Below are 26,118 nucleotides of genomic sequence, written 5' to 3' on the forward strand. Positions count from 1 at the left end.
TTAAGACTTCTTCATTTTCGAGCGAATGCGTGGATCAAAAAAGGCATACATGATATCAATCAATAAATTGACAATGGAGATCGTAATAGCGATATAAACAACGCCTCCAAGGATTGCGGGAATATCAGGAATAAATTGTTTATCAACAATATAGCTACCAATCCCACTAATATTGAATACCTTTTCTGTAACAGATGCGCCTCCCAACATACCTCCAAAAAGAAGTCCTATCACCGTAATAATCGGAATCATGGCATTACGAATGGCATGTTTTGAAATTACTTTAAATTCATTCAAGCCTTTTGCTTTAGCTGTAATAATGTAATCCTCGTGGATCACCTCAAGCATACTAGACCTTGTCATCCTAGCTATGGATGCCGTAATGGATGTCCCCAAGACGATAACTGGCATGATAAGGGATAACCAATTTTGGGGGTTATAGGTCGCTGGAAACCATTGTAGCTTTAACGCGAACGTTAAAATAAAAATTAAACCTTGCCAAAAGCTTGGAATGGATAAACCAATTAAAGCAATAAACATAAATGTATAATCCAAATACGAATTAGGACGAACCGCTGAAATAATACCGACTGGAATGGCGATAGCAATAGCCATTAACAGTGATAATACGGCTATTTCAAGTGTGACAGGAAATTTATTTGTAATGCTGTGCGTAATATCTTCTTTACCTGCAAAGGATGTGCCTAAGTCAAAAGTAAATAGGCCAGATAGTGAATGCCATAATTGAGATAAATAAGGTTGATCCAAACCATGAATGCGATTAAAGTTGGCTATTTGCTCTGCTGTCGCCTCAACGCCAAGTAAGTTTCTGGCTGGATCGAAAGGTGATAGATACAAAATTGTAAACACTAATGTTGCCACACCAACAATCACAATGAAGCTTTGTAAAATTCTTTCAATGATAAATTGCAAAAACGGGTTCGCAAATAAAATTAGCACTACATAAAATAAAACAGCTGGTAGAAAGGTAAGAGCTACAAAATATTTGTTTTTCAGTTGCTGATTAAAAAATTGATCATAAGTTAATGGTTGTATACCTTCATTTTGTAAATCACGATCTACTTGCTGTTGAAGCCTTTTCTTGGCTAATTCATTAGCAGTTTGCTGTATTCGCGATGATGATACAGCTTCTTGAAAAAATGAAGCTTTTGCTATTTCTTGCTGTTCAAAAGATTGCTGCCATTGGGCAAATAAACCATTCTTCAAGTAATACTGACTACGCAATTCAAAAGCCTGGTCATAAGTATTTGAATGTTTCTTTTTCCGATAGATAAAGTATGTAAATGGATGAACCAAAATACTTAAAAGAAAAAGTAGTATATTATAAGGCTTTTGGTGCATTATTTTTTGATAAACCATAGAAAAGAACGTAAATTCCTTTGGTTTTAAATAATTTTTTGAAGTAACCATGCATTTCCTCCAAGCGTTAATAAAATATTCAACACTATATTGTATAATTCCTATCAGTATTGTAAAGTATGGATTATACATGAAAGTAAGTCAATCACAAATTTTAAAAAGGATGATTCGAATGAGCGAAAAGCTTTTAGAAATCAATAATCTTCGTGTTTCCTTTCTTACCGGGGAGACAGAGTTTGAAGCTGTAAAAGATGTAAGCTTCCATCTAAATAAAGGTGAAACACTCGGAATTGTAGGTGAGTCTGGGAGTGGGAAAAGTGTAACAGCACGCTCCATTATGCGCTTATTACCATCTCCACCTTCATTTTTAAAATCTGGCACTATTAAGTTCAAAGGTCAGGAGTTAACGGAATTAGTAGAAAAACAAATGGAAACAATTCGTGGAAAAGATATTAGCATGATTTTCCAGGATCCTATGACATCTACAAACCCTACCATACGAATAGGAGATCAAGTGGCTGAAAGTTTAATCAAGCATCAATCCATGTCAAAGACGGAAGCCTATACGCAAACCATTGAATTATTAAAACTTGTTGGCATTCGGGATGCAGAAGAGCGTTATCGACAATATCCACATGAATTTTCAGGTGGTATGCGACAACGTGTAATGATAGCTATGGCACTTGCATGTAATCCGTCACTGCTGATTGCGGATGAGCCAACGACAGCATTGGATGTAACTATTCAAGCCCAAATTTTGAAATTGATGCGAGATATGCAAAAGAAAATGGGCACATCTATTATTTTAATTACACATGATTTAGGTGTCGTTGCTGGTATGTGTGATCGTCTCATTGTCATGAAAGAAGGAGAAATTGTTGAACAGGGTACGACGGAAGAGATTTTTGCAAATGCGCAGCATCCATACACCCAAAAATTATTGAATGCGCTACCAAAGCTACATGAAAAAAAGCAGCCAAAAGAAATTTCTACTATCCAACCAGGTATTGATCCAAATAAACCTTTGATCGAAGTCACACATCTGTCAAAGGAATTTTCATTAGGAAAAGGCCAAACATTAAGAGCTGTCAATGATTTATCATTCCATATACTCCCAGGGGAAACTTTAGGCTTAGTAGGCGAATCAGGATCAGGTAAATCTACCACTGGTCGAACAATTCTACAGCTTCATCAGCCTACTAATGGAGAAGTTTTATACCAAGGGATTCCTGTAACGAGACTAACGAAAAAGCAGTTAAAGGCGATGCGTCGCCATATGCAAATAATTTTCCAAGATCCCTATTCATCGTTAAATCCTCGTAAAAAAATCTTAGATATTATTGGGGAAGCACTTGATATTCATGGTCTAGTGAAATCACATAGTGAAAGACTAGGACGGGTAGAGGAACTGCTTGAGCTTGTTGGTTTGAAGAAAGAACACGCTATGCGTTATCCACATGAATTCTCAGGAGGTCAACGACAACGTATTGGGATTGCTAGAGCATTAGCGGTTGAGCCTAATTTTATAGTTTGTGATGAACCTTTGTCAGCCTTAGATGTATCCATTCAAAAACAGATTGTGGATTTACTAAAGGAATTACAACAAAATCTTGGGTTGACGTATTTATTTATTGCACATGATTTATCGATGGTGAAGCATATTAGTGATCGGGTAGCAGTTATGTATGCGGGGAAAATTGTAGAATTAGCTGAAAGTGAGGAGCTATATGCTAATCCTCAGCATCCCTATACACGTGCATTATTACAGTCCATACCAATCCCCGATCCAGCGATTGAAAAGCAGAAATATAGTGATGCGGAAAATACAGACGACGTGAAAGTTCACTACGAGGTAGAAAATAGCCAGCTTGTAGAAGTTTTTCCAAATCATTGGGTTGCCGTTTCAACATGATGGCTGCCATATTATAGTACAATAGAGACATTTGGCAGGTTTCCGCTGAAAATGAACAACCTTTAATTAAACTATATTAGAGCCTAGATGGAATATCTACATTATTTATTTTGCATAAATAAAATGTAGTTGCATATAATGGAAGTCTTTTAATACATTCAAAGAATTATAGAAAAATATATATTTGTTACAAGGGGATTATGTAGTTACTGTACATAATCTTTTTGTTTAGAATAATTTTGAATCTATATAAAAAGGGCTAGGACATGTTATGATTAGTGTAAATAAATAGCTGAGGGAGATAAAAGTGAAACAATCAGATATTAAAACGCTAATAACTAGTGGAACAATTATTTTGGCTGTTGTTTTATATTTAATATTTAAATAAATATATGTATAAAAGTCTTCAGTTGTTACAATGACTGAAGGCTTTTCATTCGTTACAGGAGCAATCTTGCAATGGGAGAAGGAAACCATTTATGAAAAAATAATTAGTTAACTCCGGAGATTTTTAATTGTAGGGGATATAAATTAGAAAGTAGAGTGTAAATTTGAAGAAAATTATTTTTGTTTTATTCATTTCTATATGGGTTCTGAGTGCATGCACAGAAGAAACTAGTACGAATAGTATTAAGACTGGAGATATGGGAGATCTAATATCTTCAACGATAGAAAACGCAGAGAAACACGATGTAAGTAAGTTTGAAGAATATGAACTAGAAAGTGTAATTGACGGGGACACAATAAGGATAAAATATAACGGTAGCTCTGAAAAAGTTCGCTTTTTACTTGTGGATACCCCGGAAACTAATCATGAGACATTAGGAGAGCAACCGTACGGACCAGAAGCTAAAGAATTTACTAAGCAACTATTAGCTGGTCTGGATACAGTCTATTTAGAATTTGACGTTTCTTATCGTGATAAATATAAAAGACTACTTGCCTATATTTATACGAAAGAAGGTATAAGTGTTCAGGAGCAGTTATTGAAAAATGGATTAGCACGAGTGGCCTATATATATGATCCAAATACGAAGCATGTAGATTGGTTTAAATCCATTCAAAAAACTGCACAACAGTCGGCTATTGGGATATGGTCAGTTGAAGACTATGTAACAAATCGTGGATACGATAAAGATGTATATTATGCTGCTATAAAAAATGGAAATCAGTCTAACATAGATGAGGATAAATCGAATACCAATAACAACAAGGGCAGTTGCGAAATCAAAGGAAATATTAACTCCAAGGGTAATAAAATTTATCATATGCCAGGGCAACGGGACTATGAGAATACAATAGCAGAAGAGATGTTCTGTACGGAAGAAGAAGCGAAAGCCGCTGGGTTTATTCCTGCTAAGCAATAAAATCAGGCATTACATACTTCTAGCGGCATGTTCAGTGTTTACGCTAAGAAGTATGAACGAGCACCAGGGAAAACGTAAGTGAAAAAAGGAAGATGGTTTCTATGTTGAGAGAAACCATCTCCCTTTTTTTGTGTTATTTGTCTAGATAATACAATTTTATGACTTCGACTGCGGGAATGGGTTTATCAAAAGGAAAAAAACGGCTATAAACTTCTTTGAAATTAATATCTCCTTCAAATTTATCAGCAGTTTCTAAGGGATCGAGAATTAATACCTCAATTTATAGTAAAGTCCTTGATACAAGCTTCTTAATTTCTTTAAGCTTAAAAATTATATTAACTTTATCGTTCAGTTAAAGAAGCTCAAGATACAGGCTTTAAGGTGGATGAAAGATAATGTTCCTACTAAAATATCTGAGTCAGGTCAACTCCTGAACTCAGATAATTTTTTGCTTAGGTCAAACAGGGGTGATTGTATCTAAAATAGCTAGGGTACCGCCGAAGAACTTGGCATGTCAGAAAAAAATTTAAACAAATGGAGTGGTAGATTGAGCTCTTGAAGAAGCGGTATATGTTCTAAATTTTAGGATGGGTCAACTCATGTTGATAGCAGTTGGTGCATACAAGCAACCATAATCTAGGGTATTGACATACTAAGTATTGGAATTATATATTTATTCCAGTTAAATTTTTTGAATATTCATTATATATTAACTTGTACCTACAACGTGTTGACGTGTAGTCGTGTTGTTTTGGGTAATATAAGTTTTGTTGCAAATGTTTAAGAAATACAGAGGCACAAGGATGAAACGAGGGGGAACTAACATGAAGAAAATACGAATAGGTGTGATTGGAGCTGGCTTAAGGGGGGGATTGGCACAATACTGGCATAAACCTAATGGGGAATCAGAAATAGTAGCACTAGCCGATATTTCTCAGGAACGTTTAGAAAAATTTCAGGAAAAATTTGATACACCCTTATTTTTAACAAAGGACTATAAAGAGTTATTAACAAGAGATGACATCGATGCCATTGCGGTTTTATCGCCAGATTATTTACATGAGGAGCATATTATTACTTGTTTACAAGCGGGTAAGCATGTGTATGCGGAAAAACCATTAGCTATTACGGTGGAAGGCTGCGATCGAATATTAGATGCTTGGGAAAAATCAGGAAAGCATCTGATGGTTGGCTTTAATATGCGTTATATGAGTATGTATCAAACGATGAAAGGCATAATTGATTCAGGGGCCATTGGAGAATTAAAGGCAATATGGGTGCGTCATTTTGTTGGATTCGGTGGTTATTTCTATTACCACGATTGGCATGGTAATTCAAAAAATACAACCTCCTTACTACTTCAAAAAGGCTCACACGATTTAGATGTCATTCATTGGATTTCAGGGAAATATACACAGAAGGTATCTGCATTTGGAAGCTTAGATTATTACGGTGGAAATCAACCTAATACGTTAACATGTCCAACCTGTGATCAGAAAAAAACTTGTCCAGAATATGTTGCCCATACATTTACGGAATGTGCGTTCCGTGAAGAAATTGATGTAGAGGATAATAATATGGTCATGATGGAGTTGGAAGGTGGCATAAAGGCTTCTTATTTACAATGTCACTTTACACCTGACTATTCGCGAAATTATACATTTATCGGTACGAAGGGGCGTCTCGAAAATGATGATATCAATAATAAAGTTTATTTAAAAACACGGAAATCAAATTCTTGGGAGGAATTGAGTGATGTTGTGTACGAAATGAAGCCTGAGGAAGGTAGCCATGGCGGAGCTGACCCGAAAATTGCCCAAGATTTTGTAGAACTCATCCTCTACGATAAAAAACCTTTGACAACGCCATTTGCAGGACGTATGAGTGTCGCAGTGGGCTGTGCAGCAACAGAATCTATTCGTAACGGAGGTAAGGTTATTGAGATTAAGCAGGAATCTACCATTCTGCAACATTGATAAATAGGGGGTGTAGTTATGACGCTTTTAGATAAAACAACTGTTGAGGAAAAATCATCTAAAACAAAACGTTTTTTCAAAAAGCAATCAAAGGTAAAGAAAAATCACCTGGTAGAGTGGAAAAAATCTATCAAAAAAAATTGGGAGCTTTATTTTTTACTAGCCCCTGTTATACTTTACTTTTTGATTTTCCATTATTACCCACTGTATGGGTTGCAAATTGCCTTTAAAGATTTTATTGCTACAAAGGGAATTATGGGGAGTCCGTGGGTAGGATTAAAGCATTTTGAACGTTTTTTTGATAGTTATTATTTTTGGCGTTTAATCAAAAATACAATTGGGATTGGCGTATTCACGTTACTTATATCTTTTCCAGTACCAATCATTATTGCATTGCTATTAAATGAAGTGAAGAGTCTTCGCTTTAAGAAATTTGTACAAACAGTCATTTATGCCCCACATTTTTTATCAACAGTAGTCGTAGTTGGGATGCTATTACTATTCTTAAAATCGGATGGGATGATCAACCAAATCATTATGTTGTTTGGGGGTACACCCATTGATTTTATTTCAGAACCTGCCTGGTTTAAATCCATATATGTACTGTCTGATGTTTGGCAAACGATGGGATGGAGTTCCATCATATATATTGCTGCTTTGGCTGCCGTAGATCCGGCACAGCATGAGGCGGCAATGATAGATGGGGCATCAAAATTTCAAAGGATTATTCATATTAATATTCCTGCGATTATGCCGACAATTATCATTTTATTCATTTTAAATGTTGGTTCTGTCATGGCTATTGGATTTGAGAAAGTATTTTTAATGCAAAATGACTTAAATATGTCGGCATCAGATGTTATATCCACTTTTGTTTATCGTAGCGGAATTTTAGAAGCACAGTATAGCTTTTCAGCAGCAGTGGGCTTCTTCAACTCTATCATTAATTTTATCCTCCTTATTATGGTTAACAGAATAGCCAAAAAAGTGAGTGATACAAGTTTATGGTAAAGGAGAGATTGACATGAAAGAATCAAAGGGCGATCGTGCATTTACTATCTTTAATTATATTTTTTTAGCAATCGTAGCAGTTGTTGTTTTGTATCCACTTATTTTTGTTTTAAGTGCTTCTCTTAGTAATCCCGAGTACGTCATTTCAGGGGATTTATGGCTATGGCCAAAGGAATTTACAGTGGAGGCTTACGAAAAAGTATTCCAAAATCCAGATATTATTAATGGATTTATCAATACTTTGAAATACACATTCTTTGGAACATTACTAAATATCGTGATGACCATTTGTGCAGCTTATCCTCTTTCACGTAGAAACTTAAAAGGGAAGGGCTTTATTATGGCATTTATGGTATTCACCATGTTTTTCAGTGGGGGACTAATTCCTACATATCTATTAATCCGTGATTTGGGTATGATAAATACATTTTGGGTCATGATTATTCCGAATGCGGTAGCTGTATGGAACATCATCATTATGCGGACATTTTTCCAATCCATTCCTTATGAGTTAGAGGAATCGGCCATGATCGATGGTGCAGGGAACTTCCGTATTTTATGGAGTATCGTTCTACCACTATCATTACCTGTTATGGCAGTCATGGTTTTATTTTACGCTGTAGGGCATTGGAACTCTTATTTCCAGGCATTGATCTACTTGCAAGACCAAGATAAGTTTCCACTACAACTTATCCTGAGGCAAATATTAATTCAAGGACAAGCTGACGATATGATTCAAGCGACGTCAGAAAGCTTTTTAGCTCAAAAACTTAGCGTTGAAGGGTTAAAATACGCAGTTTTAATCGTTGCTAACCTACCAATGTTAATGCTTTATCCATTCTTACAAAGATATTTTGTAAAAGGTGTCATGATTGGTTCATTAAAAGGTTAAAGAATAGGAGCGATTTAAGTGGAAATGAAAAAAAAGCGTGTTTATGGTGTCGTAACAAGCCTAATGTTAGCTGCAAGTTTGCTAGGAGCATGTTCGGATGATAAAGCAACCGGTGGAGTGAAAAGTGATAATATTGATAATTTGAATGCGACCGATATGCCGATTACAAAGGAGAAAATTGAAGTAGATGGTTTTGCAGCAAAGTTTTTTGCATCTCAGGACTGGAATCAACTAATGTTGTGGGAAGAATACGAGAAAATGTCTAATATCCATATAAATTGGACAACTGTTCAGACGGAGGTATTAGCGGACAAAAAGAACTTGCTTTTAGCTTCAGGAAATTATCCAGAAATATTTTTTGCATCGGCATTTTCAAAAACAGATTTAATCAAATACGGTCAACAAGGTGTATTTTTACCGTTGAATGAATACATCGATCAATATGCACCCAATTTTAAAAAGCTATTAGAAGAATACCCATCTGTCGAGCAGGGTGTGACGATGGCAGATGGAAATATTTATGGCTTCCCAACAATTTATGATCCAAAATTTTCATCACTTCGCGTTGGAGCGCCGTGGATTAATCAGGAATGGCTTGATCATCTAGGCTTGCCATCACCAGAAACAACAGATGATTTGTACAAAGTACTAAAAGCATTTAAAGAAAATGATCCGAATGGTAATGGTTTACAAGATGAGCAAGGCTGGGGAACTGGTTATGGTGTGAATCAAATTATTAATTACTTAAGAGGATCATTTGGCTTGAACAAACAAGGAACGATGAATCTGAATTTAGATTTTAAAGAAGGTACTGAGGAATTCCGATTTGTGCCAACGACCGACGAATATAAACAATTACTTGAATATTTAAATAAGCTTTATAAAGAAGGTTTAATTAATAAGGATGTATTTACGACAGAGCCTCAAAAATTTGCGGCAGAAGCAGCTAAAGGAACGTTTGGCATTCTTAGTGAAGTAGATCCTAAAGAATTATTTAAACTAGATGGTTATACGGGTGCACAAGTGTTAGAAGGGCCAAATGGGGATCGACAATATACTGCGATGTCTAATGGTCTTGGGAATCTAGGGATGTTTGTAGTAACAGATAAAGCAAAAAATCCTGAAGCAATGGTTCGTTGGATTGACCATTTATATGGTGATGAGGGAGCTAAAATGTTCTTTATGGGCTTTGAAGGTGTCACTTACGAAGAAAATGAGGATGGAACAATTCAATATATCGACAATATTACTAATAATCCAGATGGCAAAAATTTAGACCAAGCAATAAGTGATTATTTAACATGGCCTGGTGGTTATTATCCTGGGATTGTAACGCAAAAGTATTTCCAAGGGGCAGAGGCTAAGGAAAACTCTCTTAACAATGCCAAGCAAGTCATGCCATATGCTTTGAAGGATGAAGATATTATTCCAGGCTTGAATTTCACAGTGGAAGAAAATGATCGAGTGTCCGCTGTTTTAACAGACATTCAAACCTATGTAAATGAAATGACAGCAAGCTTTATAACAGGAAAAGAAAGCTTCGATAAATGGAATGACTATAAGAATACAATTGAAAAAATGGGTTTGCAAGACTATATGGAAGTAGCACAAGGGGCATATGACCGTTCCAAATAAGGAGGTTCAATTTCTTCAAACTTAACAAGTAGAAGGTCACATAAGCTGAAAGATTACCATTCAACTAGGCTTATGTGACGCACGCTTGTTGAACCTTCTATTGATGGATGTAGCAGAGTGTAAATGCAAAAAATGTATAGATAGTAATATGTGAATCGTAGGGAGGTAATGGGCATGGAATTGGAAGGGTGGAAAGGTAAACTATACTGGTTTGTAGAATGGATCACATTATTAGCAGTATTACAGTTACTATGGACAGGTTTAACTTTACTTGGACTTTTGCTATTTGGAGTAGCCCCAGCGACTGTTGCCATGTTTACTACTTTACGGAAAAGATTACAAGGAGAAGATGACTTAAAACGATTAGTCAAAATCTATTGGAATACATATAAAGTTGAATTTATTCCATCAAATAAAATAGGTATGATCTTACTGAGTGTTGGCTACTTTGTAACGATTAATTTTCAAATAGTTTCATCGTTACATGGCTTACTAGGCTTACTATTACTCACAGTGTTTATTTCTATTAGTATACTGTTCGGTATGATTGTTGTGAATATATTTCAGCTATACGCCCATTATGATTTACCAATATTGCGCTACTTTGCTGCTTCCATCATATTTAGTATTGCGTATCCATTACAAATGATTAGCAATATTGTTGGGCTTATAATTCTTTATAAACTATATAGCTGTTTTCCAGGCTTAATACCGTTTTTCGGTGTTAGTTTAGCTGCCTTATTTTTAACGTGGATGTCATCCCATATATTTAAGAATGATAGAGAAGCAGACGAACATACTAATCTACCATATTACTCTGCTGGGAGAGGGATCACCTCATGAATAAAAAATGGATTATTAATGCGAATATCGTAATGGAAAATAAAATTATTACTAACGGATTTCTAGAAATGTCGGAAGGAAAAATTACAGTAATTGATCAAATGGCAAATTGCCCTTCATTCGCTTTAAGAGAGAATGTAATAGACTGTCAGCAAAAAGGCTATATCATCCCTGGAATGATCGATATCCATATACATGGTGCTGTAGGTCATGATTTTATGGATGCGAACCATATTTGTTATTCGAAAATAGCCAAATACTTAGCAAGTGAGGGCGTAACTGCTTTTTTGGCTACAACGATGACAGGTCCTATGTCTGAGATCGAATCTGCTGTTGAGGCACTTGCCTATTATTATAAAAACCAACCAACAGCAGTGCCTGAGATGTTAGGAATTCATTTAGAAGGTCCATTTATTAGTCAAGCTAAAAAAGGGGCTCAATCCGAAGCTTTTATTTTAAAACCAAATGTTCAACAATTTAATGATTTGTATGATAAGTCTCATCATTCAATTCGTCTTGTCACATTTGCACCGGAGGAAGATACCGATTTTGAATTACTACACGAATTAACTAATAAAGGGGTTATTGCATCTATTGGTCACTCTGACGCTGACTATGATACAGCGCAACATGCAATAAAAGCTGGTATTACCCATGTAACACACCTATTTAATGGCATGAGTGGACTACACCACCGTGATCCAGGTGTTGTGGGAGCAGTACTTCTAGCGGAAGATGTGTATGTGGAGATAATTCCAGATAATGTACATTTTCATAAAGATCTACTACCAATGGTTTACAAGATGACGGGCTTAAATCGTTTGCTCATCATAACAGATGGTATACGTGCAAAGGGGATGCCAGATGGTTTGTATCAATTAGGTGGTAATGAAGTAGAAGTCATGAATAATCAATGTATTCAACGCAAAACGGGATCCTTAGCAGGAAGTGTGTTAAATATGAATACCGCAAGGAAAAACATAGGAGAGTGGCTTACACTTTCACTTGTTGAGCAAATACGTATTGTTTCTTTAAATCAAGCAGAGCATTTAGGCATGGACAATCGGAAAGGGTCTATTGCACTAGGAAAGGACGCAGATATCGTTTGGTTGAACGAAGAAGGAGAAGTAGAAAAAACTTTTTGCTTAGGGAATTTTGCCTTTGAAAAGGATTGATATATCAATAGGCATCCTATTATATAGATGGTATATTGATTACAAAACCTAGAGAAGGAAGGAAAAAAGATGCATTTATTAGATCAATCTAGTGTAATCCCATTATATCATCAATTAAAACAAATTTTATTTGGGAAAATTCAATCAGGTGAATGGAAACCAGGAGATAAAATTGACTCGGAAAATCAATTGATGGAGATGTTCCATGTTAGTCGAAATACAGTAAAAAAAGCAATCGAGGAATTAGTAAAGGAAGATAAATTATATCGTATTCAAGGAAAAGGAACCTTTGTTTCCAAGCCAAGACTTGAACAATCTCTTGGAGGGTTTTATAGCTTTAGTCGCATGATTCAAGAAAAAGGATTTAATCAAAAAGATGAAGTACTAGAAATACAAAAGGTGTATCCCTCAACTAAAGTTAGATCGAATTTAGCATTAGAGGAAAATGAACAAGTTGTAGAAATGAAGCGTTTACGATTTGCCGATAATGAGCCGATTATTTTGGAATCATCTTTTTTACCTTTACGCCTTATTAAGGATATTGAAATTTTACGAGAAGTAACGTCTTCATCTTTATACAGTTTATTAGCCGAACGTTTTAACATTATTGTTGTAAGGGCGAGAGAAGCCTTCGAACCGGTCCTTATTAATAAAGACGAAGCACCTTTATTGAAAACAGATGCTGGAAAACCAGCTTTATTGCTAGAAAGGACTGCGTTTGATACCTCAGGAAAACCAGTGGAATTCTGTATTTCAATTGTAAGAGGAGATCGTTGCCGTTTTTATACGGAATTAAATTAAAATCTAATCGTTTGCTGCATTTATTTTTGTTTTAAATTATACCAACAACCCATTGAGGGAGGAATTCTATTATGCCATTAGTGACAACTAAAGATATGTTAGAAGACGCTTATAAAAATAATTATGCAATCGGTGCTTTTGGAGCACATAATTTAGAAGTGATTAAAGCTGTAATTGCTGGGGCAGAAAAAGTGGGGGCACCTGTAATTTTGCAAACAACTTCAAGCACGTATAAATATGTAGAGATGCCTTATCTAATTGCACTGGCAAAAACAGCAGCGGAACAGGCAAAAGTACCGGTGGCATTACATTTGGATCATGGCGAATCTTATCATACTGTTATGGAATGTTTACGAGCAGGCTACACCTCTGTAATGATTGATGGATCTTCCTTACCTTATGAGGAAAATATTTTATTAGTAAAAAAAGTAGTTGAAGCTGCAAGTGCGGTAAATGTGCCTGTTGAAGCAGAGCTTGGGACAATTGGTGGTGTCGAGGATAGTGTAAGCGTAAAGGAAGAGAATGCATTCTTTACTGACCCAAAGCAAGCGGAGCATTTTGTGAAAGTAACAGGAATTCATTCATTCGCCCCTGCTTTCGGTACAGCACACGGTAAGTATCAGCAAAAGCCAAAATTGCTATTTGAGCTTTTACAAGAAATCCATAGCTCTACTAATATTCCATTAGTCATGCATGGAGCCTCTGGGGTGCCAGAAGAGGATGTACGTGAATCTTTGAAGTATGGAATTGCAAAAGTGAATTTTTCTACCGAGCTTAAAGACTTATTTGCTGAAGAATTAAGAGCATATTTTAATGATCATCCAACAGAAAATGATCCAAGAAAGTATTTCCTTCCTGCACGTGAATCTTTAATTAAATTAGTAGAGCAAAAGATTGTGATGTTACAAAAATGATTACTACATTAACCTTAAACGCAGCCATTGACCAAGTATATGAGCTGGACTCTTTAATGATTGGTCAAACAAATCGTGTATTGCAGAAATCACAACAAGGTGGTGGGAAAGGGGTTAACGTAGCTCGTGTAATTGCATCACTTGGTGGCGAAGTGAATATTGGCGGTTTCGTTGGTGGATTAAATGGAAGTAAAATAGTCGAGCTTTTACAGGAAGAAAATCTCCAAACAGAGTTCATACAAATAGAGGAAGAAAATCGCATTTGTTTAACGATTATTAATCAGCAAACGAAGGAAATGAGCGAGCTGTTAGAGGTAGGGCCAACCATTCATGAGCAAGAATGGATAAACATGTTAAATTGGATTGAAACTAAAGCAGAACATGCTACCTATTTTGTATTGTCAGGGAGCCTTCCTCAAGGTATACAAAAAACGGCATATGCAACGATTATCCATTTATTAAAGGAAAAAGGTATTAGAGTCGCACTTGATACAAGTGGCGAGGCTTTGAGAAAAGGTATTACAGCAATACCTTTCATTATTAAGCCAAATGAGGATGAAATTACTCAATTAATCGGTAGACCTGCTTTAACTCATGAAGACTTAGTTCAGGTGGGTATAAAATTTCAAAAATTAGGCATTGAGCATGTATGCTTTTCATTGGGCGAGCAAGGCGCTCTATTTGTTCATCCGTCAGGGATTTACAAAGTAAATGCACCACGGATAAATGTGGTCAATACAGTAGGAAGTGGTGATGCCTTTTTAGGAGGTCTTATTTATAAGCTCTCACATGGTGCAGACCATACAGAGGCATATAAATGGGCTGTTGCATGTGGCTCAGCGAATGCAGCACATAAAGAGATTGCAAAAGTCCAAAGAGATACAGTGGAAAAACTCTTAGAGGAGATACAAATAACTAAAATAAAAGAGAAGTAGGGATTTGTTTATGTACACTTACAATGAGATTATGGCACAGGGACAAAAGTTAGAAAGAACAAAAGATATTGTGCAATTAATGACTTTTAATGAAGATGCTGTAGATGTAGTGCTTTTCACAGGATGTGGAACATCCTATTATTTAGCGATTGCAGCAGCGCGTTATTATCAAACTGTTACTGGAGCGTTTGCCATTGCTGTACCCGCATCTGAGTTATTTTTACACACAGACACATTTATTTTAACGCATAAAAAGTATCTGATTATTGGAATTTCCCGGTCGGGGACAACTTCGGAAATTATTATGTCCTTAGAGCATTTGAATGGTGCGAAAAATATACGTACTATGGCAGTAACATGTAATAGTGACACACCTATGGCAAGATTAACAAATGAATTGATTGCCTTAAATGATATATCAGAAAAAAGTGTGGTCATGACACAATCATTTTCTAATATGCTATACGCCTTGCAATTATATGCTGCGAAAATTAGTGGACGCACGGATATACTGGAACAGTTAGAGAAAATCCCCGCTCTTGTTCAATCAGCATTAGGCAATGGACAACAATTAACGCAGGTGACGGAAGATGCTTCAAAAAAGCGCTTTATCTTTTTAGGGTCAGGTGCTTATAATGGGTTGGCTAAAGAAGCAACATTAAAGCTAAAAGAAATGACTCAAACGGAATGTGAAAGTTACTCAAATCTGGAATTCCGACATGGACCAATTTCTATTGTTGATAAAGAAACGGTTGTTATTATATTTACACAAAATGAAACGAAGGAATATGATCAGGCATTAGTGAAGGATATTCAAAAGCTTGGAGGCTTCGTTGTTATTATTGGTATAGCTTCAGAGGAGTTAGAAGCAGATTTAATTTTTAAGCTATCAGCAGAAGTAGATGATTTAAATCGCCTTGTTGAAGCGGTCCCTTACTTTCAACTTTTAGCTTATCAACATGCAATATTTAAAGGGCGTAACCCCGATAAACCACGTAATTTAACACAAGTCGTTAAACTTTCATAATAAAAACCTATTCAATAAGTAATAGATATTATTCCACTTATTACTTTCTGATAATTTTGAATTTAAATAAATTCTGTGGGGAGAACTGGTGATGTAAGGATGAGTCATATTTTAGTAGCAGATGTTGGTGGAACAAAATTAGCCACGGCTTTATTCAACCAACATCAGCATATTTTAATTAAAAGAGAGGTACCAAGTGATATTTCCACAAAAGAAGCTTTATTCCATTGTTTAATTGATAGCTTTGAAATACTCTGTATGGAGAAGAAGCTCTCTTTTAATGAAGTTTCTAAGGTATGTATTGGTGTACCTGGTATTGTTGATGTTCAAAAGGGTCTAGCCGTCTACCAAAATAATATACCGTGGAGTAACTTTCCTATTTGTGAACGATTAACTGAATTTTTTCCCCATGCACAGATTATGATGGATAACGATGTGCATATGGCTACTTGGGGAGAGTATAATGCTAGAGGATTTCGGAAGGAAACGATGGTATATATAACATTAAGTACAGGGATATCCTGTTGTACCATTGTTAATGGTGATTTTTTACGAGGAACAGGATTAGCTGGTGAAATAGGTTTTAATATTGTCGGTCAAGCTGGTGAAACTTTAGAAGAAAGTGTCGCAGGGCCAGCTATAGAAAAGCTGGGAAGAACATTACTGGGAAATTCAAATATTCGATTAAAAGATATGATGGAGCTCTATTACAAGGGTGACCCTATTATGGTGAAAGTATTGCAGCAAATCATTTATTGCATGGAAAAACAGTTACATCAAATGATTTTAATGCTTGATCCACACTGCATAGTATTAGGCGGAGGCTTTTTTAATCATCAGCCGAAAATCATTGAACTGATTAAAGACGGAATTCAGCAGCGCCTGTTGAATACTCCTTTTGAAGGGAAAGAGCAAATTATAGAGAGTAGTATTCATAAAGGTGAGACGGGACTGTATGGTGCAGCATTGAAGTAATCAAAAACAGTGGCGTGATGAGGAAAATGGAAAATTACAGCGATAAAAATTTCATACAAAGACCCAACTTCTATATATAGCTTATATTGAGAAATTGGGTTTTTTTCGTCAAACAATGAAGAAACACTAATTGCCTCGCCTTCTAAAACTTAATCGAAATAGCTAAAAAAACACCAATGTTGAACTGTAAAAGGGAAACAGGCTTGTTATCTGAATCCCTTTCAATAAAGCTTTTACTCTACCGAATACGCTGTTCTGATTCTAAGTCAAAGAAATGAGCCCGTGACATATCAAATAGTAGTTTTGCTACCTGACCCTGAGTTATTCGAGTATCGGAGTTTACACGTGCGATATAAGGCTGTCCATTTAACTGTGCATGTAACATCAGCTCAGCCCCTGTTAATTCGGTTACATCGATATCTGCTTCAATAGCTGAGAAGAACGGCTCTGAATTGACAGAAGAATTTTCATAAATATGTTCAGGACGAATGCCCAAGATCAGCTCTTTTTGTAAATAACCTTTTTCTACTAATAATTTGGATTTTTCTGCAGGAATGGTTAGTGAAATAGGTCCTATTTGAATCCCTTCTTCATGGAAAATCCCTTTAAAAAAGTTCATCGATGGTGAGCCTATAAAACCACCAACGAATTTATTTTCAGGTAAACCGTATACTTCTTCAGGAGTACCGACTTGTTGAACAATACCATCTTTCATGACGACAAGACGTGTTGCCATTGTCATGGCTTCAGTTTGGTCATGTGTTACGTAGATTGTCGTTGTTTTTAATCGTCGATGGAGCTTAGTAATTTCTGCACGCATTTGCACCCGTAGTTTTGCATCTAAATTGGACAATGGTTCGTCCATTAAGAAAATATTCGCATCTCGGACGATTGCTCGACCAAGGGCAACTCGTTGTCTCTGACCACCTGATAAAGCTTTAGGCTTACGATCTAAATACTTTTCTAAATCAAGTATGGCTGCAGCATTGTGGACACGTTCTTGGATTTGTTGTTTTGAAAACTTACGGAGCTTTAAGCCAAATGCCATGTTGTCATAAACTGTCATATGTGGATAGAGAGCATAGTTTTGAAAAACCATCGCAATATCACGTTCCTTAGATGGCACATCATTCATTTTCTTGTTATCAATTAAAAAATCACCTTCCGAAATTTCCTCTAACCCAGCGATCATACGTAATGTTGTTGATTTTCCACAACCTGAAGGACCAACAAGTACTATAAACTCTTGATCCTGAACAGTTAAATTAAAATCAGATACAGCTGTTACACCGCCATCATATATTTTATAAATATGATTAAGTACTATTTTCTCCATGTTTAATCCCCTTTGTTCTTTTATTCAGTGTAAATAAAGTAATGAAGAAAACCTATGTTTAATGTGCATAATTTTCAGTTAATTATTTTTGTGCATGTTGTAAAAATGACCAAAGATAACTAGCAAAGTAAACAAGAATAACACCATCTAAATTTTTGATATGAATATTGGTGATTTCTTGGAACTTGGATAATCGATAGGTAAGCGTATTACGATGCATATGTAATTTTTTTGATGTCAAAGAAATATTGAAACCACATTCACAAAAGGTTTTAACCGTTTCCAATAATTCCTTGTCAGATTTTAAAGGTATAATAATTTGCTCCTCGATAAATGTAAGAATAGAAGTGGGCAATTGTTCTGTTAGTAAAATAGGGAATATCGTTTGAAATGAATAATAAGGTTCAGCAAATCTTAAATGTAAGCATTCCTTGAACCATTGTGCTTCCCTTTGGAATTTAACCGAAAAATCTTGATTGATTGTATAAAATTCTCCCAAATATAAATGGATGCGAACATAAAAATCGGCTTCTATCGTACGGATAAGGGCAATGAAATCTTCCTTCTCACGTATTGAATGTTTTTCAGGTTCAATAAGTAAAAATTGATTTTTAGCAACTTGAAGGAATACCGTATCCTCCTGAAAAAAATTATAAAGCGCTTCTTTTAAAGCTTCTAAGGGAGGGTTTTCATTAATAAACGTTATTTGAATAACCCGTGCTTTGTTAAATTTTAATTTGGGCGGCATGTCACCATTCGAATAAATAAATTCATACCATAAATCTGATGCCTGAACTGGCGAAGAGGTAACTTCAGTATAAAAAACCGTCAACCATTCGTAGTCCCGCTGTGAAACCTCATGCTTGGAAATAGAAAACCATTCCTTTGTTTCGTGATGATAAAAAATATGAGAATCATAGGATAGTTGAGTTGGCTTTGAACGAAAATAACGATAGGAAGGAAACAATGCTTTGAGATTTAAGTTCATGAAAGACTCCTTTTCTTTCGATATATAGTAAAAGATGTAACTGAAAGGTTGTGCGGGAAAAAGCTACATAAAAGATGATGATCAAAAATATGCTTTAAAATTTTCTATCATTACTAGTAATCATAAATGTTGAGGTTAAAAAAGTTAAGAAATATAAGTAAATTCACTGATATGAAGATAATAATTCGTGGAGGCCCATATGAGTGAAAAGAAAGTTTATATTCATTCGTGTCACATGGTGAAAAACGAGGAAAAATAGTTAACATTATTGAGTTGATTGTTTCTTCATGAATCCCAATAATGTTTGAACGATGTAAAAATTGTCTAACATTTCAATGTTGTAGACAAACTCTAATAATTTTTAGTTGTGTTTTACTATAGGAGTAGATGCCGCCTTCGTTCCAATCAATTTACCTAAGTTCGCTATTTACTATTTATTGTTGAGGGCTATTAGATATTGGATTTAGGACCAGTTTGTTGAGTTATACAGTGACGGAGTAACTTGAGCGAAAATGCATGGTGCAAAATTAAAAACTAGCCTCAAGATGATCACTTCTAAAAGGAGGCTTCCAGTTAGAAGGTTAATGAAAAATATCCATTTACTAATCGCTAGTAAATGGATATTTTTCATTTATGGTGTCTTTACATCTTTTGTCCAATCAGCTACTTTATCTTGGTTATTGTTAATCCATTTTTTTGCAGCGTCCGTGGCACTCATACCTTCCATAATATCAAACATCACACTTTCAATATCTTCGGCAGTCCAATGGAAACGATTTAGGACATCATATGCCTCGGAAGCATCTTCCTTTAATCCTTTACGGGCAAATGTACCAATATATTCTTCCGTACCATATAAACCTTTTGGGTCTTCTAAATATTTTAAATCGTAGGCATTAAAGATCCAGTGGGGAGACCAACCTGTAATGATGATCTCTTCATTATTTGAAATGGCTTGACTAAGGGCTGCGGTCATGGCACCGGCAGAAGAGGTTAGTACATTCCAGCCCTCTAGATTATGATATTCCTTATAGGCATTTTCTGTTGTGGCCATCATATTAGCTCCTGGTTCAATACCTGTAATTGTTTTATTGGCTTGATTTGTTAAGTCTTCAATGGAATTAACGTCCATATAACTTGGAACGACTAAGCCAATTTTAGCACCAGTAAGGTTTTCGCCTAAATTCTCAATTTTATCTTTGTATTTCTCTACTTGCGGAGCGTGTGTTTGGGGTAACCAGGCAGATACCATACCGTCAACCTCACCGTTCGCAAGTGCCTCCCACATAATGCCATTGTCTAATGGTGTGAGCGTCACATCATATCCCAAATTCTCTAAAACTTGTCCTATAACATGGGTAGAAGCAACCTCTGTATCCCATTCCACATACGCCAAGTTAATTTCTTTTTTATCTTTTGTACCCGCATCAGCAGAACCACATGCAGCTAATAGTAGTAGGCATGATAAAGCAAATCCTATCTTCCATATTTTTAAATACCTCATCAAATTCCCCTTTCAATAATTACTTACATCCTAGTGAAAATTAATAAATATTAACAAGTAACAACTTAATTTTATATAGAAGTTGTTACTTTTGTCAAATTGATGATTCATGCAACGCATGCAATAAAATGGGGGCTTCATTACGGAAAAGGTTCTGAATAGGGTTCTAAAATGCCCATAGATTTTTAACACGATTACATATGATAGGTGAAAATGGAGACTGGGTTTTGAGGAGGCTTAGTGTGCACTGGATTACTATTATTCTAATAGGAATTGCTGCAAATCTAGATAATTTGGGGATTGGCCTAGCCTATGGTGTCAAGCAAGTTAAAATTCCTATTTTATCGAATGCAGTGATCGCTGGCATGTCAATGATTGTCACATATGTCGCAGTAACAGCTGGCAGCACTGTTGTTGAATATATTTCACCGCATACTGCCAATTTATTAGGAAGTTTACTATTATGTGTTATTGGTATATGGACCTTGATGTCCAATAACTTTTCTAATCAACGCATAGCAGGTAATCCTGAGCTATTTGATGAAGATAAAAATTTAGTCATCTCAACTCGAGAGGCAATGGCACTCGGATTTGTATTGTCAGCTAATTGCTTAGCAGGAGGTATTGCCATCGGTGCTAATGGCATTTCTGCAATATGGACAGTAATTTCCATTGGTGTCTTCTCATTTGTTACGGTGGGGGTAGGCAGTCAATGTGGTGCATTGCTCTCCAAAACGTTTATTGGGAGGCATTCAACAGCCATTTCAGGATGGCTATTATTGTTGATCGGTATTTTAGAGATTTTTGCTAAATAAATTAAGAGCAAGAATATCACCAAATTTTGGTGATATTCTTTTTATTAGGAGGAAAATTTGACATATTGAGGACGAATTTGGATTAACGGTTGACATTGACTGGCAGTAACGATTATTCTTGGGAGTAGAATCGTAATTGAGAATTATTTTCGTTTACATGAAAGTGCTTTTGTGGAAGTGAATCTATCAATTAGGATGTTTTATTATGACTAAGGGAGGCGTGCAACACATGAAGAAAATGCTCATGTTGATCATGCTTGTTAGTATTTTTGTCGTTAACTTCGGGTTAACACAAGCATCTGCTCAACTAGCTGATGGCACTCATTCGATAAAATATCAGGTCAATAAACCTGAAAGTAATTCCGCATCAATTGCTAATGATTATTTTGTAAAACCTGCGAAAGTTACGGTGAAAAATGGCACTGCAGTAGTACAAATTACATTAAAAAACAGTGCATGGATTACGAAATTTCAACCACCAGGTGGAGCAACTGTAGTAAGTGAAGATCAAGCAGCAGATACACGAACTGTACAATTCACCGTTAAAGACCTAACAAAACCTGTAGTAACAGCGATGAAAATTGATATTGATGATATCAATTATCATCATGAATACAGTGTATCACTTGTATTTGATGCCACATCAATCGCAAGCTCAGCATCTGCTTCTACTCAAAAAACAGAATCCAGTAAATCACAACCAACTTCTTCAGCAACTACAACTGAAAGTCAAGTGCCCAATCCACAAACAGATGATGCAACACCTTATCTATTAATCGTTGCATTAGTGGGGTCAGCATTTTTACTTTATAGAAAAAAACTACAAACAAAAACGGAGGGTCAATAAAATGGCTAAAAAACGTCAATCACGCGCAACTAAAATAGTACTAGCTTCATTGTTAGCAGCATCTCTTACAGTTCCTTCCTTTGCATCTGCGGCAGAATTAGCAACAACAAATATAGAAGTGAAAGCAGAAACAACGAAAGCTGCTAAAACAGATTCAGTTATTAATTTCCAAATTTTTAAAACAGGTACGACAGAAGCACAGCCTGCAATTAGTTCTCATTTAGTACCACAAGGAACAATCGTTGAAAAAGACGGTAAGTTTGAAGCTCAATTAACAATTACAGCTAAATCTGCACCAATGATTGCAGGTCTGCAAACAAAACAAGGCGATACATTTGTAGATGCTAAAGAAGTAAAAAATAACGACGGTACAATTACATACAGTTTCCCTGTTGTTGTTGATGAAGTTAAATCAGCAAAAATTCATGTAGTCGTTCCGTCCGCAAATATGGATAAATGGTATGACTTTGATTTAAAAGCAGTGAAAGAAGTAAAAGAAGAAGTGAAAGTGAATGAAGTAGCTGTCACTGTTTACAAAGATGGTACAACAGAAGAGTCGATGATGAAACAGTATATCGCACCAAAAGTGGGGATGACTGTAAAAGACGGTAAAAATGTTGTAACAATGACATTCCCTCAAGGTCAATATGTAAAAGGTTTCACTGTAGAGGGTAAGGAAGCAACTTTAGTGAAACAAGATGATACAACAAATTCACGCACATATTCATTTGAAGTTGCAGATTTGAAGAAACTTGTAAATGCTCAATTACACATCGTTGTAAATGAACCAGCACAAGGTGTGAAGTATGATTCGAATCATACAGTACAATTTAGCTTTGCTGTGGAAGGTGCAGTGAAGCCAGTTATTAATCCATTTAAGGACATTAGTAAAGATGCGAATAAAGATGCCATCCTATCACTTTACAGCTTAGGTATTGTGAAGGCACAAGATAATTTTAGACCAAATGACAACATTACACGTTCTCAATTTGCTTTAATGGTAGCACGTTCATTGAACGTAACTTCTACAAAAGATGCTGGATTTAAAGATACAGGCAAGCTTAGTGCGGAAGCTGTTCAAGCTATTAATGCATTAGCTGAAGCTGGGATTGTTAAAAAAGCTACAAACTTCAATCCAAATGATACACTTACTCGTCAACAAGCAGCTGTAATGATTTATCGCACTGTAACACATGTAGCAGGAAAAGAAATGAGCTTTGGTGATACAAGTCTTTCTTACTATGCTGATGGAGCAAAAGTGAAAGATGAAGAAGCAAAAAAAGCCTTTGCCCTTCTATATGCAGGTAAAGTAATGACTGGCTCTCCAACTGCTGATGGTAAGACAGTTATTGATGCAAATAGTCCATTAAAACGTTCACATATGGCGAAAATTTTAAATGGCTCTTTGCAATACATGAATAAATAATAAGAATTTTTACAGCAACTTCCTTTCTCATATTTTATGGGGGAGGAAGTTCCTATGTGTTTAAAATGGGAGGAGACTATGCAATGGCAATCATAAAAAAGCACATTTGTATTTTGGCTGTTTTGGCAGTTTTATTGCTTGTTTTTCCTCCATCCATTTTTATGCAAGCAAAAGCTGAAAACCTTGGCATAATAGATGGTAGTTATCAAGTTGAACTAAGTTTTTCTCCTATTGAGGGCTTTGAAGAAAATCTTTTTAAACATAAAGCAACTCTCACCGTAAAGGATGGACAGTATCAATTAGCTTTGGCACTTGAACAGCCATATTCTGTACGTGATATACATATCGAACAGCTTGGTAATGAAATTTCTTGGACTCAAGATATAGAAAATTTAGTTCAGTTTGATGTTTCGGCATTACAGGACGCGATTGTTATAAAGGGCAATATAGAGCTTGCAGCTGAGGAATCTTATTTTGCATTCACTCAAGAGCTACGCATTGAGATGGCGGGACTTATACCGACCGTTCCTCAGGAAGAAAACAAGACGGATGATGCTGAAAACGTAGTTGTAGAAGAAACAAAGGGTCAAGAATGGGCAGTGGATTATGTATTATTAACGGATGGTAAAAATGAACCTTCTATTATGAATAACTATGTGAATCCAACCGCAAAGGTGATTGAAAAGGATGGTAGATACTATGCGCAAATGACCATTTTACAATCAGCTTGGGTGACAGGTCTACAAGTAGATTATAAGGGAAATCAGATTGAACCGAAGCAAGTTTCACTTTTAGACAATGTACGCATTGTGGAATTTGAGGTTGAGGACTTAACACAGCCGTTACGAATGTGGGTGAAAATCGATATTCCTGACATTTCATATCATCATCAATACTATGTTCAGCTAGCATTCAATCAAAAACAGGTCGCATTGCTTTTACAAAAACCTATCAACGAAAAACCTACTACGCAAGTTGTACCTGACAAGTCAGTGGAAACGGTTAAGGAGCAGGTACAAAAGCCACAAGCACAAATAAGTAAAGAGAGTGTATCTAGCAAAGCTACACAGACATTACCAGCTATTCAATCACCATTGCTTATACCATGGGAAGAAAAATTAACATTTGATCGTACACTTGATGAACCAACTGATGAAACTTTAGACGAAACATTAGAGGATAGCCAAACGATGGAGGAAACTACGGACAATAAAGTAGTGAAAAAAACGACTGCAGAACAGCCAATTGAACCGTTAAACATCGTAAAAATTATTGGGCTGATCGTTATATGTCTCGTATCAGGCTGGCTACTTATTAAGCGTATTAGAAAAACCAAAAATGAAACGACTGAGCAGTAATAAGTGGGGGATGACACAATGAAAAGAGATTGGAAACTGAAGTTACTGTTGTTGACATTACTATCACTAATTCTCGCTGCATGTAGTAGCAGTGATCAAACAGAAAAGAATGAGCCAGTTACTGACAAAGAACAGGTAACAGAAGATAGTGAGCAACGTATCATTGCGGGGACGGTAGTTATAGCAGATATCCTTGATAAGCTGGAGCTTGATGCAATTGCTGTACCAGAAACAGAAAAGCAATTAGCAAAGCGTTTTGACGGTCTGCCAACAATCGGTAATGCGATGGAGCCGGATATGGAAATTGTTAAGTCATTAAATCCGACAGAAGTATTATCCGTTTCAACTTTAGAATACGATTTACAGGATAAATTTAAACAACTTAATATTCCTGTTGATTTTCTTAATTTCCAAAGCGTTGATGCCATGCTGAAGGAAATAACATCTCTAGGAGAACGCTATGATCGTGAAGCCCAAGCCGGTGCATTAGTAAAAGATCTACAGAAGAACATCGAGGCAGTCCAAAGTGTAGCTGCGAATAAAGAAGGTCCTCGGGTATTAATTTTACTAGGTATACCAGGGAGTTATTTAGTAGCAACAGAAAATTCATATGCTGGGGATCTTGTGAAACGAGCAGGAGGTATCAATGTAATGGAAGGACAGGATGCAGAATATCTATCTTCTAATACGGAATATCTCCATAATAGTAATCCGGATATTATTTTGCGCTTATCACATGGTATGCCCGATGAAGTTGTGAAAATGTTTGATGAAGAATTTAAAACAAATGATATTTGGAAACATTTCGAAGCAGTGAAAAACGATAAAGTCTATGATTTAGAGGAAGAATTATTCGGGACGACATCCTCCTTGCAGGTACCACAGGCTTTAGGGCAGCTGATGGAAATTTTCTATCGTAAATAGTAACTTGAATGTCGCTCGTATGATCAGTATTTTACTCGTCATAGAGCGTTTTTCTTATCCTATATGGAATAAAAAAA

The 26,118-nt window shown here is 35.9% G+C and carries 22 protein-coding genes; 18 read left to right on the top strand and 4 right to left on the bottom strand.

From position 1 onward, the window contains the following. Positions 1–1,431 carry an ABC transporter permease gene (locus tag MKY80_RS03505; RefSeq protein ID WP_089987228.1) on the bottom strand — a complete coding sequence of 477 codons (1,431 nt, stop codon included), beginning with the start codon at positions 1,429–1,431 and terminating at the stop codon, positions 1–3. A 112-nt stretch (positions 1,432–1,543) separates the two neighbouring features. Between MKY80_RS03505 and MKY80_RS03510 the strand changes: the two genes are divergently transcribed. From MKY80_RS03510 to MKY80_RS03570, 13 genes are all read left to right on the top strand, one after another. Next, entirely contained in the window at positions 1,544–3,292 is a 1,749-nt protein-coding gene (locus MKY80_RS03510) for an ABC transporter ATP-binding protein (RefSeq protein WP_276526275.1), read from the top strand. A 551-nt stretch (positions 3,293–3,843) separates the two neighbouring features. Next, positions 3,844–4,659, top strand: coding sequence for a thermonuclease family protein (locus MKY80_RS03515; RefSeq protein ID WP_089987226.1), 816 nt, complete (start codon positions 3,844–3,846; stop codon positions 4,657–4,659). Positions 4,660–5,483: 824 nt separating this feature from the next. Next, positions 5,484–6,635 carry a Gfo/Idh/MocA family oxidoreductase gene (locus tag MKY80_RS03520; protein WP_043989712.1) on the top strand — a complete coding sequence of 384 codons (1,152 nt, stop codon included), beginning with the start codon at positions 5,484–5,486 and terminating at the stop codon, positions 6,633–6,635. Positions 6,636–6,653: 18 nt separating this feature from the next. Beyond that, positions 6,654–7,646, top strand: coding sequence for an ABC transporter permease subunit (locus MKY80_RS03525; RefSeq protein WP_089987225.1), 993 nt, complete (start codon positions 6,654–6,656; stop codon positions 7,644–7,646). Between the two features lie 13 nt (positions 7,647–7,659). Beyond that, positions 7,660–8,538, top strand: coding sequence for a carbohydrate ABC transporter permease (locus MKY80_RS03530; protein WP_036226084.1), 879 nt, complete (start codon positions 7,660–7,662; stop codon positions 8,536–8,538). Positions 8,539–8,562: 24 nt separating this feature from the next. After that, positions 8,563–10,173 (top strand): extracellular solute-binding protein, encoded by a 1,611-nt coding sequence (locus tag MKY80_RS03535; protein WP_089987233.1) that lies wholly within the window; start codon positions 8,563–8,565, stop codon positions 10,171–10,173. A 174-nt stretch (positions 10,174–10,347) separates the two neighbouring features. Then, complete coding sequence (locus tag MKY80_RS03540) at positions 10,348–11,016, top strand: DUF624 domain-containing protein (protein ID WP_237068732.1); 669 nt, start codon at positions 10,348–10,350, stop codon at positions 11,014–11,016. Further along, the gene (nagA, locus tag MKY80_RS03545; protein WP_008174231.1) at positions 11,013–12,191 is read left to right on the top strand and encodes an N-acetylglucosamine-6-phosphate deacetylase; all 1,179 of its coding nucleotides are present in this window, start codon (positions 11,013–11,015) and stop codon (positions 12,189–12,191) included. Before MKY80_RS03540 ends, nagA begins: the two co-directional genes overlap by 4 nt. A 69-nt stretch (positions 12,192–12,260) precedes the next feature. Then, positions 12,261–12,992: a GntR family transcriptional regulator gene (locus MKY80_RS03550; protein ID WP_008174229.1), complete on the top strand. Its 732-nt coding sequence runs from the start codon at positions 12,261–12,263 to the stop codon at positions 12,990–12,992. Positions 12,993–13,063: 71 nt separating this feature from the next. Next, positions 13,064–13,906 (top strand): class II fructose-bisphosphate aldolase, encoded by an 843-nt coding sequence (locus MKY80_RS03555; protein WP_008174227.1) that lies wholly within the window; start codon positions 13,064–13,066, stop codon positions 13,904–13,906. Further along, entirely contained in the window at positions 13,903–14,841 is a 939-nt protein-coding gene (gene pfkB, locus MKY80_RS03560) for a 1-phosphofructokinase (protein WP_089987223.1), read from the top strand. The genes MKY80_RS03555 and pfkB overlap by 4 nt, the downstream gene beginning before the upstream one ends. Before the next feature lie 10 nt (positions 14,842–14,851). Beyond that, a complete protein-coding gene (locus MKY80_RS03565; RefSeq protein ID WP_239354212.1) occupies positions 14,852–15,868 on the top strand; it encodes an SIS domain-containing protein in 1,017 nt (338 codons plus the stop codon). Positions 15,869–15,967: 99 nt separating this feature from the next. Further along, on the top strand, positions 15,968–16,843 hold the full coding sequence (locus MKY80_RS03570) for an ROK family protein (protein ID WP_090003295.1): 876 nt from the start codon (positions 15,968–15,970) through the stop codon (positions 16,841–16,843). A 238-nt stretch (positions 16,844–17,081) separates the two neighbouring features. Here MKY80_RS03570 and ugpC read toward each other — a convergent pair whose 3' ends face one another. The 3 genes from ugpC to MKY80_RS03585 all read right to left on the bottom strand — a co-directional run bounded on the left by ugpC (position 17,082) and on the right by MKY80_RS03585 (position 20,671). Then, the gene (gene ugpC, locus MKY80_RS03575) at positions 17,082–18,179 is read right to left on the bottom strand and encodes a sn-glycerol-3-phosphate ABC transporter ATP-binding protein UgpC (RefSeq protein ID WP_090003294.1); all 1,098 of its coding nucleotides are present in this window, start codon (positions 18,177–18,179) and stop codon (positions 17,082–17,084) included. Between the two features lie 82 nt (positions 18,180–18,261). Beyond that, positions 18,262–19,167: a helix-turn-helix domain-containing protein gene (locus tag MKY80_RS03580; protein WP_008174212.1), complete on the bottom strand. Its 906-nt coding sequence runs from the start codon at positions 19,165–19,167 to the stop codon at positions 18,262–18,264. Positions 19,168–19,798: 631 nt separating this feature from the next. Next, positions 19,799–20,671 (bottom strand): glycine betaine ABC transporter substrate-binding protein, encoded by an 873-nt coding sequence (locus tag MKY80_RS03585; protein WP_090003293.1) that lies wholly within the window; start codon positions 20,669–20,671, stop codon positions 19,799–19,801. A gap of 242 nt (positions 20,672–20,913) precedes the next feature. Between MKY80_RS03585 and MKY80_RS03590 the strand changes: the two genes are divergently transcribed. The 5 genes from MKY80_RS03590 to isdE all read left to right on the top strand — a co-directional run bounded on the left by MKY80_RS03590 (position 20,914) and on the right by isdE (position 26,041). Beyond that, on the top strand, positions 20,914–21,486 hold the full coding sequence (locus MKY80_RS03590; RefSeq protein ID WP_036147235.1) for a manganese efflux pump: 573 nt from the start codon (positions 20,914–20,916) through the stop codon (positions 21,484–21,486). A 229-nt stretch (positions 21,487–21,715) separates the two neighbouring features. Then, on the top strand, positions 21,716–22,333 hold the full coding sequence (gene isdC, locus MKY80_RS03595; protein ID WP_237068730.1) for a heme uptake protein IsdC: 618 nt from the start codon (positions 21,716–21,718) through the stop codon (positions 22,331–22,333). Between the two features lies 1 nt (position 22,334). Beyond that, positions 22,335–23,759 (top strand): NEAT domain-containing protein, encoded by a 1,425-nt coding sequence (locus MKY80_RS03600; RefSeq protein WP_090003292.1) that lies wholly within the window; start codon positions 22,335–22,337, stop codon positions 23,757–23,759. An 83-nt stretch (positions 23,760–23,842) separates the two neighbouring features. Next, positions 23,843–25,117 carry an NEAT domain-containing protein gene (locus MKY80_RS03605; RefSeq protein WP_342532050.1) on the top strand — a complete coding sequence of 425 codons (1,275 nt, stop codon included), beginning with the start codon at positions 23,843–23,845 and terminating at the stop codon, positions 25,115–25,117. Between the two features lie 18 nt (positions 25,118–25,135). Then, on the top strand, positions 25,136–26,041 hold the full coding sequence (gene isdE / locus MKY80_RS03610) for a heme ABC transporter substrate-binding protein IsdE (RefSeq protein WP_164908763.1): 906 nt from the start codon (positions 25,136–25,138) through the stop codon (positions 26,039–26,041). Positions 26,042–26,118 lie beyond the last annotated feature (77 nt).

This window comes from Lysinibacillus sp. FSL R5-0849, assembly GCF_038595075.1.
GTDB lineage: Bacteria > Bacillota > Bacilli > Bacillales_A > Planococcaceae > Lysinibacillus > Lysinibacillus fusiformis.

Coding starts and splice junctions, on each gene's coding strand:
- MKY80_RS03505 (WP_089987228.1), bottom strand. CDS start 1,431: ATGGTTACTTCAAAAAATTATTTAAAACCAAAGGAATTTACGTTCTTT.
- MKY80_RS03510 (WP_276526275.1), top strand. CDS start 1,544: ATGATTCGAATGAGCGAAAAGCTTTTAGAAATCAATAATCTTCGTGTT.
- MKY80_RS03520 (WP_043989712.1), top strand. CDS start 5,484: ATGAAGAAAATACGAATAGGTGTGATTGGAGCTGGCTTAAGGGGGGGA.
- MKY80_RS03525 (WP_089987225.1), top strand. CDS start 6,654: ATGACGCTTTTAGATAAAACAACTGTTGAGGAAAAATCATCTAAAACA.
- MKY80_RS03530 (WP_036226084.1), top strand. CDS start 7,660: ATGAAAGAATCAAAGGGCGATCGTGCATTTACTATCTTTAATTATATT.
- MKY80_RS03535 (WP_089987233.1), top strand. CDS start 8,563: ATGAAAAAAAAGCGTGTTTATGGTGTCGTAACAAGCCTAATGTTAGCT.
- MKY80_RS03540 (WP_237068732.1), top strand. CDS start 10,348: ATGGAATTGGAAGGGTGGAAAGGTAAACTATACTGGTTTGTAGAATGG.
- nagA (WP_008174231.1), top strand. CDS start 11,013: ATGAATAAAAAATGGATTATTAATGCGAATATCGTAATGGAAAATAAA.
- MKY80_RS03550 (WP_008174229.1), top strand. CDS start 12,261: ATGCATTTATTAGATCAATCTAGTGTAATCCCATTATATCATCAATTA.
- MKY80_RS03555 (WP_008174227.1), top strand. CDS start 13,064: ATGCCATTAGTGACAACTAAAGATATGTTAGAAGACGCTTATAAAAAT.
- pfkB (WP_089987223.1), top strand. CDS start 13,903: ATGATTACTACATTAACCTTAAACGCAGCCATTGACCAAGTATATGAG.
- MKY80_RS03565 (WP_239354212.1), top strand. CDS start 14,852: ATGTACACTTACAATGAGATTATGGCACAGGGACAAAAGTTAGAAAGA.
- MKY80_RS03570 (WP_090003295.1), top strand. CDS start 15,968: ATGAGTCATATTTTAGTAGCAGATGTTGGTGGAACAAAATTAGCCACG.
- ugpC (WP_090003294.1), bottom strand. CDS start 18,179: ATGGAGAAAATAGTACTTAATCATATTTATAAAATATATGATGGCGGT.
- MKY80_RS03580 (WP_008174212.1), bottom strand. CDS start 19,167: ATGAACTTAAATCTCAAAGCATTGTTTCCTTCCTATCGTTATTTTCGT.
- MKY80_RS03585 (WP_090003293.1), bottom strand. CDS start 20,671: ATGAGGTATTTAAAAATATGGAAGATAGGATTTGCTTTATCATGCCTA.
- isdC (WP_237068730.1), top strand. CDS start 21,716: ATGAAGAAAATGCTCATGTTGATCATGCTTGTTAGTATTTTTGTCGTT.
- MKY80_RS03600 (WP_090003292.1), top strand. CDS start 22,335: ATGGCTAAAAAACGTCAATCACGCGCAACTAAAATAGTACTAGCTTCA.
- MKY80_RS03605 (WP_342532050.1), top strand. CDS start 23,843: ATGGCAATCATAAAAAAGCACATTTGTATTTTGGCTGTTTTGGCAGTT.
- isdE (WP_164908763.1), top strand. CDS start 25,136: ATGAAAAGAGATTGGAAACTGAAGTTACTGTTGTTGACATTACTATCA.